The sequence below is a fragment of the Paenibacillus cymbidii genome, assembly GCF_004764705.1.
GTDB classification, from domain to species: Bacteria; Bacillota; Bacilli; order Paenibacillales; family NBRC-103111; genus Paenibacillus_AN; species Paenibacillus_AN cymbidii.
Map to the genome: position 1 here is coordinate 329,313 of NZ_SHLX01000001.1, position 15,845 is coordinate 345,157.

General features: G+C 58.5%; 14 protein-coding genes. 11 read left to right on the plus strand and 3 right to left on the minus strand.

The features are described from left to right. Nucleotides 1-52: 52 nt before the first annotated feature. Both EXY20_RS01355 and EXY20_RS01360 read right to left on the minus strand, forming a co-directional pair. On the minus strand, nucleotides 53-1,159 hold the full coding sequence (locus EXY20_RS01355) for a coiled-coil domain-containing protein (RefSeq protein WP_135546832.1): 1,107 nt from the start codon (nucleotides 1,157-1,159) through the stop codon (nucleotides 53-55). Nucleotides 1,160-1,259: 100 nt separating this feature from the next. Next, nucleotides 1,260-2,201 (minus strand): hypothetical protein, encoded by a 942-nt coding sequence (locus EXY20_RS01360; protein WP_135546834.1) that lies wholly within the window; start codon nucleotides 2,199-2,201, stop codon nucleotides 1,260-1,262. 133 nt (nucleotides 2,202-2,334) lie between these two features. Here EXY20_RS01360 and EXY20_RS01365 point away from each other — a divergent pair, with 133 nt between their 5' ends. After that, entirely contained in the window at nucleotides 2,335-3,456 is a 1,122-nt protein-coding gene (locus EXY20_RS01365) for a class I SAM-dependent methyltransferase (RefSeq protein WP_135546836.1), read from the plus strand. A gap of 215 nt (nucleotides 3,457-3,671) precedes the next feature. Here the strand turns inward: EXY20_RS01365 and EXY20_RS01370 are convergent, their stop codons facing one another. Beyond that, nucleotides 3,672-3,905 (minus strand): DUF2626 family protein, encoded by a 234-nt coding sequence (locus EXY20_RS01370; RefSeq protein WP_135546838.1) that lies wholly within the window; start codon nucleotides 3,903-3,905, stop codon nucleotides 3,672-3,674. 333 nt (nucleotides 3,906-4,238) lie between these two features. Here EXY20_RS01370 and EXY20_RS01375 point away from each other — a divergent pair, with 333 nt between their 5' ends. From EXY20_RS01375 to EXY20_RS01420, 10 genes are all read left to right on the plus strand, one after another. Further along, the gene (locus EXY20_RS01375; RefSeq protein WP_135546840.1) at nucleotides 4,239-4,892 is read left to right on the plus strand and encodes an RsfA family transcriptional regulator; all 654 of its coding nucleotides are present in this window, start codon (nucleotides 4,239-4,241) and stop codon (nucleotides 4,890-4,892) included. A 112-nt stretch (nucleotides 4,893-5,004) separates the two neighbouring features. After that, nucleotides 5,005-5,964, plus strand: coding sequence for a ketopantoate reductase family protein (locus EXY20_RS01380; protein ID WP_167858929.1), 960 nt, complete (start codon nucleotides 5,005-5,007; stop codon nucleotides 5,962-5,964). Between the two features lie 180 nt (nucleotides 5,965-6,144). Then, nucleotides 6,145-6,552 carry a DUF3397 domain-containing protein gene (locus EXY20_RS01385; protein ID WP_235885304.1) on the plus strand — a complete coding sequence of 136 codons (408 nt, stop codon included), beginning with the start codon at nucleotides 6,145-6,147 and terminating at the stop codon, nucleotides 6,550-6,552. 169 nt (nucleotides 6,553-6,721) lie between these two features. Then, nucleotides 6,722-8,344: a bacillithiol biosynthesis cysteine-adding enzyme BshC gene (gene bshC, locus EXY20_RS01390; protein WP_135546844.1), complete on the plus strand. Its 1,623-nt coding sequence runs from the start codon at nucleotides 6,722-6,724 to the stop codon at nucleotides 8,342-8,344. Nucleotides 8,345-8,381: 37 nt separating this feature from the next. Beyond that, nucleotides 8,382-9,650: an adenosylhomocysteinase gene (locus EXY20_RS01395; protein ID WP_135546846.1), complete on the plus strand. Its 1,269-nt coding sequence runs from the start codon at nucleotides 8,382-8,384 to the stop codon at nucleotides 9,648-9,650. 107 nt (nucleotides 9,651-9,757) lie between these two features. After that, nucleotides 9,758-11,470: an S-layer homology domain-containing protein gene (locus tag EXY20_RS01400; protein WP_135546849.1), complete on the plus strand. Its 1,713-nt coding sequence runs from the start codon at nucleotides 9,758-9,760 to the stop codon at nucleotides 11,468-11,470. Between the two features lie 145 nt (nucleotides 11,471-11,615). Further along, nucleotides 11,616-12,053 (plus strand): division/cell wall cluster transcriptional repressor MraZ, encoded by a 438-nt coding sequence (gene mraZ, locus EXY20_RS01405; RefSeq protein WP_135546851.1) that lies wholly within the window; start codon nucleotides 11,616-11,618, stop codon nucleotides 12,051-12,053. Between the two features lie 17 nt (nucleotides 12,054-12,070). Beyond that, the gene (gene rsmH, locus EXY20_RS01410) at nucleotides 12,071-13,021 is read left to right on the plus strand and encodes a 16S rRNA (cytosine(1402)-N(4))-methyltransferase RsmH (RefSeq protein ID WP_135546853.1); all 951 of its coding nucleotides are present in this window, start codon (nucleotides 12,071-12,073) and stop codon (nucleotides 13,019-13,021) included. 63 nt (nucleotides 13,022-13,084) lie between these two features. After that, the gene (gene ftsL / locus EXY20_RS01415; RefSeq protein WP_135546855.1) at nucleotides 13,085-13,513 is read left to right on the plus strand and encodes a cell division protein FtsL; all 429 of its coding nucleotides are present in this window, start codon (nucleotides 13,085-13,087) and stop codon (nucleotides 13,511-13,513) included. A 16-nt stretch (nucleotides 13,514-13,529) separates the two neighbouring features. Then, nucleotides 13,530-15,791, plus strand: coding sequence for a penicillin-binding transpeptidase domain-containing protein (locus tag EXY20_RS01420; protein ID WP_135546857.1), 2,262 nt, complete (start codon nucleotides 13,530-13,532; stop codon nucleotides 15,789-15,791). The last annotated feature ends 54 nt before the right edge of the window (nucleotides 15,792-15,845 follow it).

The window sequence follows — 15,845 nt, forward strand, 5'->3', positions numbered from 1 at the left end:
GAATATATATTTCAATCAAGAGTCAGCAACAATAAAACGCCCGACAAGCCGGTCAAGGCTTGTTGGGAGTATTTAGTGTGACGCTTGGCGTTGGGGTCGGTTTGGGTTTCGAATACTCGATGTCGATCGTCAGCTTGCCGTCCTGCATAGTCACGGCGGTCGCTTTGGCGCCGGCCAAATATTTCTCCGGATTGAAACCGAGATCGAATTCTTCTTCAAGCGAACGGTTGAACGTATAGTCGAGCGTCAGGTCGTTGAAGCCGAGTTGGTCGACAACGAACTTGAGCCGGTTCGGCGATTCAATCACTTCGTAATGGCCTTCGATTGCCAGTTTCGTGCCGTTGTCCGCCCCGGAAACGATAAACCGGTTGTGGTCGAAGCGGAACGCAACATTGTTGAAAATCGCGTTCTGCGAGCGGAAAAAGTCGCCCAACTGCTGATCGGTAATTTGGAAGGTATACTTCGTCAGCGAATTCAGTTTCAAGTAGTTCAAGACCGGCAAGCTCCCCATCGCTTCCGAAATGCCCTGAAAGTATTTGCGGAACATCGGGACGCCGATCGTTTTCCAATCGTTCGTCAGCTTGTCGATCTGCTCCTTCACTTCCGGCTGCGCCGCCAGTTGGGCTTCCAACTCCTGCTGCAACGCGACTTGGCGGTCGCGCTGGGCGATAAATTCGGCTTTGACGCTCTTCAGCTCGGTTTGCGTGGCGAGCAGTTTCGCCTGCAGTTGCTTCAGCTCCTGATAAGAAGTCTGATAAGCCCCCAACGTGCGCTGGTCGTTTTCGATGACCATGCTCATGTACTGGATGACGGCGATCGCGTCGGCAAACGATTTGGAAGAGAAGACGAGCGTCCACATCGACGGGCGGTCGCCCATGTAATAGGCGCGAAGCACTTTGCCGGCGTGTTCGCGGGTGTCCGCGACCTGAACGTCCTTTTCGGCGATTTGTGTACCGGCGCGATCCAGTTGGGCGGCGACTTGCGTTTCCTGCTGGGTCAGCCGGTCGATTTCCTGATCGATTTGCGCGAGCGTAAGCCCTTTTTGCAGCAGCTGTTTCGTTTCTTCTAGGGAGGAGTCCGCCGCCCCCCATGACGCTCCGGCGATTAGAAGCAGGCATGCGGACAGGCAAACGAGCGCAACACGCGCGACTCTTTTCATGATCGGCCTGCTCCTTGTATGGAAAATTCGTCTATGCTAAGCATATGGGACAACAAAAGCGAACATGACTGTCCCGCGAACGGATGATGGCCGGTTGCCGTCATTTGGCTTGCGGCTTCAGCGCCTTCAGCACATCGTCAAACGGTTTCGTCGTTTTCGGGACCTCTTTTTCGAACGCCGGGTTCCGGTTGATTTGATCGTAGTAGGCATGCAGGTTAATTTCGCGCGATTGCGGCGTTCCGCCCGCCTGAGCCGTCGAAAAGGCGACCTTCACGAGCAGTTCGCGAATAAAACCGTCCGCATCGATGGTTGCCGCCAGTTGATCGCCCGCGGCCAATTGCACGTTCGCTTCCGCCTTGAGCTGATCGGCCTGCGCGTTTGTCAGCAGCCCTCCGCTCTTCAGCGAATCGACGAACGCCGGCCACTTGGCGGAAACGGCCGTCGATACGGCGTCCTTGTTTTTGGCGGTGATGTCGAGCGTTACCCGTTTCGCTTGCGTGCCATCCTTAAGCGTGACCTGTTCCTTCGCTTCCTTGAACGACTTCGCGTCGATGGCGTCCGCGAGCAGGCGCGAGGCGTCGGCGGCGATTCTCGGCAAGCTTTGCAGCGCGCCCGCCCCCGCGGAGCCAAGCTGATCGGCCCCAAGGACGTAGTATTCGTCCTTTTTGTTCAACAGCGGTATGTTGACATAAAGCTTGTTGTCCTGAAAAAGGATCGGCAGCTCCAAGGCGGTCGAACTTCCGGCCGGAGTCGATTTGACGGTCGCTTCGAGGCGCAGCGGCGAATCGCCGGTTACCCCGTTCCATTCCAGCTTGCCGCCGAGAAACATGGTCATCAGGCTCGTCGTTACCGCGTTCAGCCCGTTTTGCTGCGGCAGGTTGCCCAGTTTCAACTCGGCATCGCCGGAGAAGCGATAGTTGTTCATTTCCGCTTGGCGGCCAAGCGCCGACAACACATCCTGCTTGGCGGTTCCATCGCCGTTCCGGCAGCCGGCCAGCAAAGAAACGGCCAAAACGGCGGCAAGCACGATCGATTTGTTCATAAGATACTCGAAGCTCCTTTATTGCGTTCCGACATGTCAATGGCGTATGCTCTATTATAACGTGTTCCCCGTTGTTTGTCTTCCGCGTTTCGACGCGTTTTCAAGCGCGTTTTCATGGGAAAGGGAGGGTACCATGCGCAGTGGGCATGCGGCGGAAGCGCCGCTAACGGCTTTGTTGAAGCGAGAAATGGCAGACAGCCCGCGGCAAGCGATACCATTTCGCGACTATATGCAGCGCTGTTTGTACGAGCCGGAGATTGGCTACTACAATCGACCCGCCGTCAAGATCGGCAAAGAGGGCGATTTTTATACGAGCGCTTCGGTCGGCGGGGTGATGGGGCTGGCGTTGGCCGCCTGGATCGCCCGGCTGGCCGGCGACGGAAACGAGCCGCTGTCGCTCGTGGAATGGGGAGGCGGCACCGGCGCGCTGGCGGCACAGACGCTGGATGCGCTGCAAACCGGTTATGGCGATGTGTATGGGCGGCTATCGTTTACGGCGATCGAGTCGAGCCCTACGCATCGCAGCGTGATGTTGGCACAGCTTGAGCGCCATGCGGCCAAGCTGCGTTTTGCGGACGGCGGCGAGTGGCAACGGGAGCGCGACGGCATGCGCACGATCGTATACGCCAACGAATTGCTGGACGCGTTCCCCGTGCATCGCGTCCGCCGCCGCGGCGACACGCTCTGCGAGCTGTATGTCGGTTGGGACGAAGCGGACGGCCGCTTCGCGGAGCGCGAGTTGCCGTGCGAGGACGAGCGGCTGCCGCGTTATCTCGAGCGTCACGGTATCGCGCTGGCCGACGGCCAGACGGCCGACATCAACCTGGCGGCGCCGGCATGGATCGAGGCGGTGCTCGGGCGCATCGCCTGCGGCCATCTCGTGACGATCGATTACGGCGATACGGCGGACGAGCTGTACGCGCCGCACCGGATGAACGGCACGCTGCTTTGCTATCGCCGGCATCTGGCGCACGACGATCCTTATGTTGCGCCTGGTGAACAGGACATGACCGCCCATGTCGATTTTACGGCGTGCGTTGCCGCCGGCATCGACGCCGGCGTTGACGAGTGGACGCTGCAGACGCAGCGCGCGTTCCTCGAAGGCGGCGGACTGCTCGACTTACTGCGGGATCACGACGGGCGCGACCCGTTCAGCCCGGCGGCGCGGCGCAATCGTGCGATCCGGCAATTGCTGCTCAGCGACCGGATGAGCGAATCGTTTAAGGTGCTGATTCAAAAGAAGCGGGGGGAATGACGCGCTTATGGGTGCGGCGCGACTCATTCTATATAATTTTTCGAACATAATCGTTGGGTTGGGGGCAGGGGCTACTCATTATGGATGATTTTTCGAGCATAAACGATGGATGGGGTGCGGAAGCTACTCATTCTGTATGATTTTTCGCCTATATGAATGTTTTAGTACGAAAAAAAGCCGCCCCGACGGAAGTCGGGACGGCTCTTCTGTGTTGCTTACACGATGTCCATCTGGAAGAAGGACCAGTACGTGAAGCCGGTAAACGCCAGCAGCATATAACCCCAGAACATCACGATATACGTGCGTTCCGACAATTTCATGTAACCGAGCAGCCCGAACAGCGCCGTCTGGAAGAAGAATAACAGCGCCATCGGCACAAAGCCGCCCGCAAGCGCCATCAAGCCGATCATTAACGTCCAGAACCCGAGCACGCGATACATACGCGCCATGGCCGTGTCCCCCTCTCTCGAATGTTGCTTTTATCTTCCACCTTGCATTATAACGTTCATTATACCGTCTGGCGAAAGGCATGTAAACGGTGCAACTTGTGACGAAATCGAAAACTTTTCCCGCTCGCTGCCCCTCGCACGCTAGTTTTTCCCGAAACCGGTTCGAACATGTATGAGCGCATGAAAAAATGGCAATACCGATTAGTAGCCAATATATTCTATGAACTCTAGTATGGGCATAAAAATGAAGAAAAGGCGACCATACACGTACGCGCGCAGGGCGCCCCATAATCGTATGTCCAACTTTTCCATTATGTAGCGGGAGGTAATGCAATGTCGGCAGTAAGGCAAGACGCTTGGACGGACGATGATGATCTCATTTTGGCGGAGGTTACGCTTCGGCATATTCGCGATGGGAGCACGCAGTTATCCGCTTTCGAAGAGGTAGGGGAAAGAATAGGGAGAACCGCCGCGGCTTGCGGATTCCGCTGGAACAGCTGCGTGCGCAAGCGGTACGAAGCGGCGATTCAGATTGCCAAGGCACAGCGGCAGAAGCGGAGCCAGTTGAAAAAAACGACCGCATCGTCAGGCCAAGGCATCGCGTCGGTGGCGACGGTCGATCTCGGCGAGAATGGCGCGTTCCGCGGCGACAGCGTTATGGAAGACGCGCTGTCCATCGACGGCGTGATCCGGTATTTAAGACAATGGAAAATGACGGTACAAGACTTGTCGCGGCAGTCGCGCAACCTCGAACGGGAACTGACGGAGACGCGCGAGGATCTGGAGCGGGCACGGCGGGAAAACGAGCGGCTGAGCCGCCAGGTGAACGACGTGGAAACGGACTACCGTGTCGTCAATGACGATTACAAGGCGCTGATTCAAATTATGGATCGTGCCCGCAAATTGGCGTTTCTGGTAGAAGAGGATGAGGAAACGCGGTCGCGGTTCAAAATGGATGCGAACGGCAATTTGGAGCGAATCGAATAGCTGCAAAAGGCAAAACCCGAGCGCGGAGCGATCCGACTCGGGTTTTTACGTTGCGCGGTATGTTATAATGCTTTTTATTGATCCAAACGTTGGCAACGGAGGAGGAAGCGGCTTGTTCATCCAAATCGTCGGCGGCGGTTCGATCGGCCTGCTGTTTGCCGGCAAGCTGGCGGCAGTGAGCGACGGCTTGCGCTGCGCGATTGTTGCGCGATCGCGGGAGCAGCGCGATGCGTTGGCGCAAGCCGGCATTACCGTTCAAGGCGGCGGACCCGCCGGACTGGCGGCTCTGACGCCGGAAGAAGCGGCGGCGCAAGCGGACAAGCCGGACTGGCTGCTGCTGGCCGTTAAACAAGGCGATATCGACGCCGCGTTTGCCGCGTTGATTGGCGGTATGCTCGGCGCACAGACGCGGGTGCTCTGCCTGCAGAACGGCATCGGCCATCTGGAGCGGTTGTCCGCCAGCGTGCCGCCATCGCGGCTGTACGCCGCTACGACAACGGAAGGCGCGCGCCGGCTGTCGGCGACGGAGGTGCGGCATACCGGCAGCGGCGTGACGCTGTTCGGTCGTGCGGCTGCCGAAACGCCGGCTGCGGACGGGGCGCCACAAGCGGAAGAGGCGGAAAAAAAGCTTGTTTCCGCGCTGCATTCGGCAGGATTCGACGCCGCCGTGTCGAACCCTATTCATGTTATCCTATGGAATAAATTGCTTGTCAGCGCCGTTATCAATCCGCTTACCGCCATACTCGGCGTCACCAACGGGCAATTGCCGCAACTGCCGCATGCGGAGGAACTGATGCGAACGCTGCATGCCGAAGCTTCGGCAGTAATGCGGGCTTGCGGCTACGAGCCGGCTCCCGATGCGTGGGAGCGGCTGCTGGACGTATGCCGGCGTACGGCGGACAACCGTTCGTCGATGCTGCGCGACATAGAGGAAGGAAGAGCGACGGAAATCGATTGGATCGTCGGCGAATTGCTCCGCGAAGCGGAGGCGCGCGGCGAAGCCGTCCCGGCGCTGCGCACGATATACCGGCTCGTCAAGGCGTTGGAAGCGCGGCCGGCGCCCAGGGAGTGACAGAAAACCCGCTTAGTGGCATCTTTCACCGCCTTTTTGCCCCCAGCTTCGTTGCTTTGGTTTGATGCACCTCCGGTACGCCTGCAAAACTGCCTGCATGGAACGAAAATTCGGCCAAATCTGCTGTCCTCGGGGTTCTCGGACACGCCTTGAACCGGCACCCGAAGCGGACGGAAAGCGGTGAACGGGTTGCACGCACTTTGGAACGGATTGGCGCACGTTTATGCGGCGATGGCCTTGTTGCCTTTTGTGCCTTTTATCGCGGTTTATGCGATCGTTTATTGGCGCAAGCGGGACAAACGCCGCGCCATGCGGCTCGCGATGGACGTGACGACGCTGTTTTTGATCGGTTCGGTATCGATATTGTTCCGCAAAGTAACCGGTTCGACGGCCGGATTCTGGGTCGTTGTGCTGCTGCTTTTGCTATTTGCCGGTTTCATCGGCCGACAGCAGAACAAGGTGCGCGGGCAGGTGAATGTCCGCCGGCTGTTGACCGTGGTCGTCCGTTTTGGTTTTTTTGTGCTGGCGCTGCTCTACGTGCTGCTGCTGCTCGTCGGCATCGTCCAGTCGGTCGTTGCCTCCACCTGATGCAGGCCGATTCCCTGCTGCCTTGCGACCGCCTGCTGTTGCGGCCGCTCCTTTCCGTGCCGCCGGACTTGCGATCCGACTGCCCGTTTCTTTTGACTCCGCTTCTCCCGGTGTGTACAATCAATTACAGCATTTGCTTGTGCGCAACAGGAACGGGGAGGGCTGGCAGATGAGATTGGAACATTACGACGCGGCGGCGAAACCGTCCGTAGCCGCGCGCTATGACGCAGGGGAAACGGCAGTTCGCTCCATGTTCGAGTATCATTATGCCGACGACTCGGCTCTGGAAATACGCGCCCGCTGGCTCGACGGTCCTCGCACCGCAGCCGATCGCGGACGGCTGGCGGATGCGCTTCGCTCTTATAATGAGAAGCTGGGCGGTTCGCCGGAGACGCTCGCCACGATCGAACGGCTGCGGGACAATCGGACGTTATGCGTAGCGGGCGGCCAACAGGCAGTGTTGTTTACCGGCCCGCTGCTAGTGGTCTATAAGGCGATTTCGATCGTGCAAGCCGCGCAGCAAGCCGAACGTCGCCTGGGCCGGCCGGTGGTGCCGGTGTTCTGGATTGCGGGCGAGGATCACGATTTTGAAGAAGCGAACCATATTCATGTGCTGGATGGGCAACTGGCGATTCGCAAAATCAAAGTCGATCATCCGGGCGGGGCGCGCGGCGCCGTCAGCCGTACGGCGATTGCCGACTGGAGCGAGGCGCTGCAGCAGCTCGACGACTTGCTGATGCCGACGGAATTCAAGCCGGCGCTGATGGAACGGCTGCGTTCGTTCGCTGGGCAGTCGGTGACGCTGACGGAGTTGTTCGGCCGCATCATGGCGTGGTTGTTCGGCAAACACGGTCTCATTCTGATCGATGCCGACGACCCGGAGGTGCGCCGGCTGGAAAGCGGCATGTTCCGGCTGCTGCTGGAGCGTTACGAAACGATCAACGCCGCCGTTGTCGCCGCGCATGCCGAAGTGGCTTCGCTCGGGACCAGGCCGCAGGCCGATGCGCCGGACGATGCCGCCAATTTATTTCTGTTCGGCGAAGACGGGGAACGGAAGCTGCTCCACGGAAAAGGCGATATGCTCAGCGACAAGAAAGGTTCGCGTACATACGCTAGGGACGAACTGCTCGCGCTGGCGGAGACGAACCCGGAGCGGTTCAGCAATAACGTGATGACGCGGCCGCTGATGCAGGATTTTTTGCTGCCTGTGCTGTATGTAGTGCTGGGGCCGGGCGAAATCAACTACTGGGCGCTGACGAAAGCGGCGTTTGCCGCGGCGGGGCTGCAGCAGCCGATCGTGCTGCCGCGTTGCGGGTATACAATCGTGGAAGGCACGATCGGCAGACAGATGGAGAAATTCGCGTTGACGCTGGAAGACGTGGCCGATCGGTTCGAGGAGCGCAAGACCGCCTGGCAGCACGAGCAAGACAAACTCGGGCTCGAGGAACGGTTCGACGCCGTGCGGGAGCAATTCCGGGCGATGTACGATCCGCTGCTGCGCACGATCGCCGGCATCAATCCGGGGCTTGGCAAGCTGGGCGAAACGAACGCCGGCAAAATCGCCGAGCAGATCGACTTTCTGAAGACGCGCGCGCTGGAAGCCCAATTGTCGCAAGTTGAGGCGGCGCACCGCCACTGGGAGCGTATTCGCCAGTCGCTGCTGCCGCATGGCAAGCCGCAGGAACGGGTGTACAACGTATTCGCCTATTTGACCAAATACGGGCCGGATTGGCTTGACGCGCTTACTGCCGCAACCGTAGAGCCGGCACGGCATTACACGATTCATCAATAACATGGTTCATCGATTAGAATCAGGAGGCGATTTCTTAATGACAAGTTCGAGCACTGTCAAAAGCATCGTTACGGATATGGCGCTGGCGCCGGAAGGGCATTTGAAGATCGATTGGGTGGACGCGCATATGCCGGTGCTGAACCGGATCAAGGAGCAATTTGCCAAGGAACAGCCGTTTAAAGGGTTGAAAGTGGCCATTTCGCTGCATCTTGAGGCCAAAACCGCCTATCTCGCCAAAGTGGTGGCGGCCGGCGGGGCGGACGTGGCGATTACCGGCAGCAATCCGCTGTCGACACAGGACGACGTTTGCGCCGCGCTTGTTGAAGACGGCATTACGGTATTTGCCAAATACAATCCGTCGCCGGAAGAATACAAGGCGCTGCTGATCAAGACGCTGGAAACCGAACCGGATCTGATCATCGACGACGGCGGCGACCTCGTGTCGCTGCTTCATTCCGAACGTCCCGACCTGCGCAAAAACGTGCGCGGCGGCGCCGAAGAAACGACGACCGGCATTCTTCGTCTGAAAGCGATGGAGAAGGAAGGCGAACTGAAGTTTCCGATGGTGGCTGTCAACGACGCATTCTGCAAATATTTGTTCGACAACCGCTACGGCACCGGCCAATCGGTGTGGGACGGCATCAACCGCACGACCAACCTGGTCGTTGCCGGCAAAACCGTCGTCGTCGTCGGCTACGGCTGGTGCGGCAAAGGGGTGGCGATGAGGGCCAAAGGGCTCGGCGCCAACGTCATCGTAACCGAAATCGACGCGATCAAGGCGGTCGAAGCGTACATGGACGGGTTCGCCGTGATGCCGATGCTGGAAGCGGCCAAAGTCGGCGATTTCTTCGTCACCGTTACCGGCAACCGCGACGTCATCCGCGGCGAACACTACAAAGTGATGAAGGACGGCGCCGTGCTGTCCAACGCCGGCCACTTCGACGTGGAAGTCAATAAGCCGGAGTTGGAAGCGTTGGCCGTATCCAAACGTACGGTGCGCCGCAATATCGAGGAATACCAATTGGCGGACGGACGGAAGTTTTATTTGCTGGCGGAAGGACGCCTCGTCAATCTGGCCGCAGGCGACGGCCATCCGGCGGAAATCATGGACATGACGTTTGCGCTGCAGGCGCTGTCGCTCAAGTATGTGAACGACAACTACCAGTCGATCGGCAACCAAGTCGTCAACGTCCCTTACGAGCTTGACGAACAAGTTGCCCGCTTCAAGCTGGAATCGCTTGGCCTCGGCATCGACAAGCTGTCGGACGAGCAAAAGTCGTATCTCGACAGCTGGACGGAGCATTAGAAATTCACGTCGACGGGACAATTTATGACAAATGTCACTATCCTCCGCTGGTCGCCCCCACTAAAATAAAAGGTGGCTTGACCAGATTCATCGGGAGGTGTGTGCGAATGAGAAGTCGAATTGCCCGATTGCTCGCCATTGTTGCAATCGGTACGCACTTAATGCTGCCCGGTTTAGCCGCGGCGGAGGTGCCGGCAACGAAAACTTCGGCTGATTTTCAAGATTTGCAGGGCATTGACGCGGCGTTGAAAACCAAAATCGACGCCCTGCTGTCCAAGGGCGTTTTCGAAGGCGTCAGCGACGACAGTTTCGGCATTGACGAAAATGCGACCCGCGCCCAGTTCGCCAAAGTATTGACGCTCATATACGGGGTGAAGGTCGACGACTCCGTGACTACTTCGTCGTTTGCCGACGTGCGCGCCGACGATGCCGCGAACGGGTGGGCGATCAAGTACATCGAAGCGGCAAAAAAAGCCGGGCTGATCGACGGCAAGTCGGACACCACTTTCGATCCGGGCGCCAATACTACCTTGGGAGAGTTTGCTACCGCAATTGTCAAAGGACTCGGCGTGAAACCGGATATGACGGGCACCCCTTGGTACGCGGATGCCGTCAAACAAGCGATTGACAAAAAGGTGTTGCCGGAAGATACGGACGGCGCTAAATTGGCGACAAGATCGGATTTGGTGATTGGCTCTTATGGCGGGCAGCAAGTCTATGAGAAGATCGCTTCCTCGTCATCGCCGTCCCCATCGCCTTCGGCCTCGCCGAATGTGACGCCATCGCCGTCGCCAACGGCAACGCCGAAGCCGACGGTTGCGCCAACGCCAACGCCGACTGCATCGCCATCGACCCCGCCGCCGTCGTACGACCCGACGCCGACACCGACGCCAACAGCGGCGGCCCCTTCGGCCAATCCGCCGGGCGGCACCGTAGCGGTCGGCACGCAAGTTTCGCTGGCCACCTCGACTGTGGGCGCCACGATCCATTACACGATCGACGGCAGCACGCCTACTGTCAGCAGTGCCGTGTACTATAATTATACGCCGCTTGTGCTGACGCAAACGACGACGGTCAAAGCGATCGCAACGAAGCTGGGTATGATCGATAGCCCGGTAATGAGCGAAACGTACACGATTGCAGATACGACGGCGCCGAGCTTTGCCGCTACTTATCCAATGGCAGGCACGACGCAGACGGCAAACAGCAAAACGGTGCAGGTCCTCGTGCAGGCCGATGAAGCGGGCACCGCCTACTATGTCGTCGTTGCCGACAATGCGCCGGCGCCGAGCGAGCTTCAGGTGATGGCGGGGCATGGCAGCGACGACTTGCCGGCGCTCGCATCCGGCAACGACACAATCGTTGCCAATGTGGAGAAGAGCTTCGTTACGGCGGCGCTTCCGGCGCACAATACCGCATACGATGTGTATGTCGTTGTAAAGGATACGGCCGGCAATGCGTCGTCGCCCGCCAAGGTTGACGTTGCGACGCCGATCCAGGCGCTGACCGTAACCGGGCTGGTGTATGCAAACAACGCATTGAAGGTAACGTTCAACATGCCGGTGGACGAAACGACGGCGGAAACGGCTGCGAATTATTCGCTTAGCCTGATGCTCAATATGATGGCTCCGCCCCACACGCCAACGACGGCGACGCTGCTGTCGTCCGGGACCGAAGTGGAGCTCGACGTCGGCGGCTGGTACGAGACGCTGATGTCTGGCGAAACGATCGTGCTCTCCGTAACCGGGGTCGAAGACACGGACCATAACGTGATTCAACTCGGATACAACAACGTGCAATACCCGCTTCCGGTCGGATAATGCCTATCCCCCGGAATGAACTAGGACCGACAACCTATTTTCAAAAAGTCTTGCCCTTGCGGCAGGACTTTTTTTTGTGGTGGAGAATTAGTATACTGGAGTGGTGAAAAGTGGGGCGAAGTGGGGGAAAGGGGCGAGCAGCGGGATGTTTATGGGGGAATATCAACACAGCATCGACGACAAAGGTCGTATGATCGTTCCCGCCAAATTCCGCGACGCGCTGGGCTCCACTTTTGTTGTTACCCGCGGTCTTGACCAATGTTTGTTCGTTTATCCGCTGCAGGAATGGAGCGTGCTGGAGCAGAAGCTCAAATCGCTGCCGCTCATGAAGGCGGATGCGCGGGCGTTTACGCGCTTTTTTTTCTCCGGGGCGACGGAATGCGAGCTGGACAAACAGGGAAGGGTAAACATACCCAATAATTTGGTGGAACATGCCAAGCTGCAGAAGGATTGTGTCGTCATCGGCGTTTCGAACCGCGTGGAAATATGGAGCAAGGAAGCGTGGAGCGACTATTCGCTACAATCGGAATCGTCCTTTAACGAAATTGCCGAGAAGCTGGTCGATTTTAATTTCGATTTGTAAAAAGGAATGTATGCAGCATGTTTGAGCATATCACAGTTTTGAAGGAAGAAGCGGTAAACGGCCTCGCCGTCAAGCCGGACGGCATCTACGTCGACTGCACGCTCGGCGGCGCCGGGCACAGCGCGCTGATCGCGTCGCGGCTCGGCGCCGGCGGCCGGCTGATCGCTTTCGACCAGGACGATGCCGCGCTCGACAATGCCAAAGCGAAGCTCGCCCCGTACGGGGATCGCGTGACGCTGGTGCGCAGCAACTTCCGCCACTTGTCAAGCCGGCTCGCCGAGCTGGACGTGCCGATGGCGGATGGCAAGCCGCAGGTAGACGGCATCCTGTTCGATCTTGGCGTGTCGTCGCCGCAATTCGACGAGGCGGAGCGCGGGTTCAGCTACAACCACGACGCCCCGATCGACATGCGGATGGACCGCACGACCGGCATGAGCGGACGCGATATCGTCAACACCTGGTCCGAGCAGGAGCTCGCACGCATCCTGTTCGAATACGGCGAAGAGAAGTTTGCCCGGCGCATCGCCTCGCGCATCGTGGAAGCAAGAGCGAAGGCGCCGATCGAAACGACCGGCCAACTGGCCGAGCTCGTCAAGGAAGGCATCCCGGCGGCGGCGCGCAGAACCGGCCCGCATCCGGCGCGAAGGTCGTTCCAGGCGCTGCGCATCGCGGTCAACGACGAGCTTGGCGCAATGGAAGACGCTTTGCTGCAATCGATCGATTGCCTCGCTTCCGGCGGACGAATTGCGGTCATCACGTTTCATTCGCTGGAGGACAGGCTTTGCAAGCGTTTGTTCTCGAAATTTGTTGAAACCTGCACATGTCCGCCCGATTTTCCGGTCTGCGTCTGTCAGAAGAAGTCGGTTTTGCGCCTGATCGGCCGCAAGCCGACCGAGCCAAGCGCAGCGGAAATCGAGGCGAACCCGCGGGCCCGTTCGGCCAAGCTGAGGGTGGCGGAAAAAGGTTGAGCCAGCGTTACTAACGGTACAACACGCCGGGCACGAACGACGAAAAAGGGAGTGGAGACGAGGATGGCAGCTTACATGCACGGGAGTTTGGCGGTTGAAGAAAGGCGCATGGTCGAATCTGCGGTTCAACAGAAGCAGAAGCAGCAGCAACAACAACGGACAGTACGGCGCAAGCGCGTGATGCCGGTGCAGGAGAAGCTGATCTATTTGTTCACCGTCTTCCTGTGCGTCATTGTCGCCGGCGTCATCATTTGGCGTTATGCGCAAATTTACGAAATGAATGCGAAGATCGAACAAATCCAGCAAACGATCAAACAATTGGAAGCGGAGAACAGCACGCTCAAACAGATGGTCAACAAAATCAACGACCCCGAGAAGCTGAAGAACGACGCCCAGAAGAGCGGGCTGTCGCAAGTGGGCGAGGGGCAAACCGTCATCGTGCCGGACAAAGCGACGCTCAAGGGGAGCGAGAAACTGGCGGTGAAGCCGTAACGGAGCGGATGAACGAATGCATAAAAAAATGAAGCTGCGGTCGCTGCTGATCGGGGTCGTGTTCAGCCTGCTGTTCGGGGCGCTCATCGCCCGCATGTATTGGGTGCAGGTGGTGGATGCCGCGTGGCTGCAGGGGAAGGCGGAAGTTCGCTGGCAGGACAACGAAATCATTCGCGCCAAACGAGGAACGATTACCGACCGCGACGGCAGGCCTCTGGCGGAAGATACGGTCGCCTACACGGTTGCGCTGAACCCGACGATCATCGCCGAGTCCCATGTGGAGCGCGAAGTGGCGCGCGGGCTGGCGCAAATTTTGGCCGGAGCGGGCGGGAATGTCGGGGAGCTCGAAAACAAAATTTACGCCATGGCCACGAAAAAACGGGCCGACAGCGACAAGCTGCTGCAGGAAGTGGAAGTGCGCAACGAAGGCTGGAAAATCGACGGGGAAACGAAGCAGAAGGTCGACGCGTTCATTGAAGAACTGGCCAAATCGAAATCGCTGCGAAAAAAAAGCGCCACCGGCATCTATTTGAAAGAAACGTCGATGCGCTACTATCCGTACAGCCGTCTTGCTTCGCAAGTGCTTGGTTATGTGGACAAGGAAGGCAACGCGAAATACGGCGTCGAGTCGATGTACAACGACTTGCTCAAAGGGACGCCGGGCAAGTTGAGTCGCCAGCAGGATCGGATGGGAATCGAGCTGCCGGATTCCAAAGTGTCGCTGACGCCGGCCGTCAACGGCAACGACATCATGCTGACGATCGACGAAGAGATCCAGTATATTACCGAGCAGGCCATTCAGAAGATGATGGACAAGTATCATCCGAAATCGATGACGGCGGTCGTCGCAGATCCGAAAACGATGGAAATTCTCGCCATGGCGAACGCGCCCGATTTTAACCCGAACCGGTATTGGGAAATAGGCGGTCCGGAAGATTTTAAGAACGATGCGATTTCGTCGCAATACGAGCCCGGTTCGACGTTCAAGCTGGTCACGCTGGCCGGCACGATCGAAGAAGGATTGTTTAATCCGAACGATACGTATCAGTCGGGACAAATTATGGTAACCGGCCAACGGTTAAACGACCATCAAATCGGTGGATGGGGTAAAATTACTTTTTTGGAAGGTTTGCTTAGATCCAGTAACGTCGCTTTTGTTAAACTGGGGTACGAAAAGCTGGGCATGGAGAAGCTGCGAAGCTACATCGACAAGTTCGGTTTCGGCGCTAAAACGGGCATCGATTTGCCGCAGGAAGCAGCCGGGCAAGTGGGCATGAGATACCCGGTCGAGTACGCAACCGCCACGTACGGCCAGGGCTTGACGGCGACGGTCATCCAGCAGGTGGCGGCATACGGCGCCATCGCCAACGGCGGCAAGCTGATGTGGCCGCACGTTCTCAAACAGATCAGCGACTCGGAGACGGGCGAAGCGATCCAGAAGTTCGAGCCGAAATTCGTTCGCCAGGTCGTGACGGAAGATACGGCCAAACAAGCGGGGCTCGACCTGGAGCAAGTCGTCGCCAACAAGGAAGGCGGCGGCACCGGCTGGCGCGCCTACATCGACGGTTATCGCGTGGCAGGCAAAACCGGTACGGCGCAAGTCGTCAGGGCGGGCGAAAAGACGTATTCCACCGACACGTGGGTAGTCTCGTTCATCGGCTACGCGCCGGTCGACAATCCGCGCGTGCTGGTGGCGATCGTCGCCGACCAGCCCGATTTGAAAGGCGATTATCATGAAGGCGGCAACGTAACGGGTCCGCCGTTCAAAGAAATCATGCAGCAGACGCTGCGCCACCTCGAAGTCAAGGCGAGCGCCGCGCAAGTCAAGTCGACAACCGCCGAATCGATGACGGTTGTGCCCGACGTGCAGACGATGACGTCCGCAACGGCCAAAACGAAACTGGCTCAGGCCGGGCTGCAGCTGGAAACGTACGGCAAAGGAAACGCCGTGCTGCGGCAATATCCCGCTCCAGGCACAGAAGTGTCGATGACGCAGCGCGTGTATGCGACGCTAGCGGATAACGACACGATCCCGCTGCCGGAGCTCGCCGGCAAATCGCTGCGCGAGGCGCTGGAAGTGTGCTCCTTCCTGCAGCTTGCCTGCAAAACGAACGGCACCGGCTATGTCACCGGCCAAACGGCGACGGACGGCGACGGCGGCAAATCGGTCGAACTCACGCTGCAGCCGCTCAGCGAAACGTACAACGCGCCGGCCGGCAATGCGGCGAAAACGACCGGCAACAAGACGGACACACCGTCGAACGCGAAAAAGCCTTAACAAGCCTCCCCTTCGGACATGCGGAGGGGAGCTTGTTCTAACCGGCAAGACCGG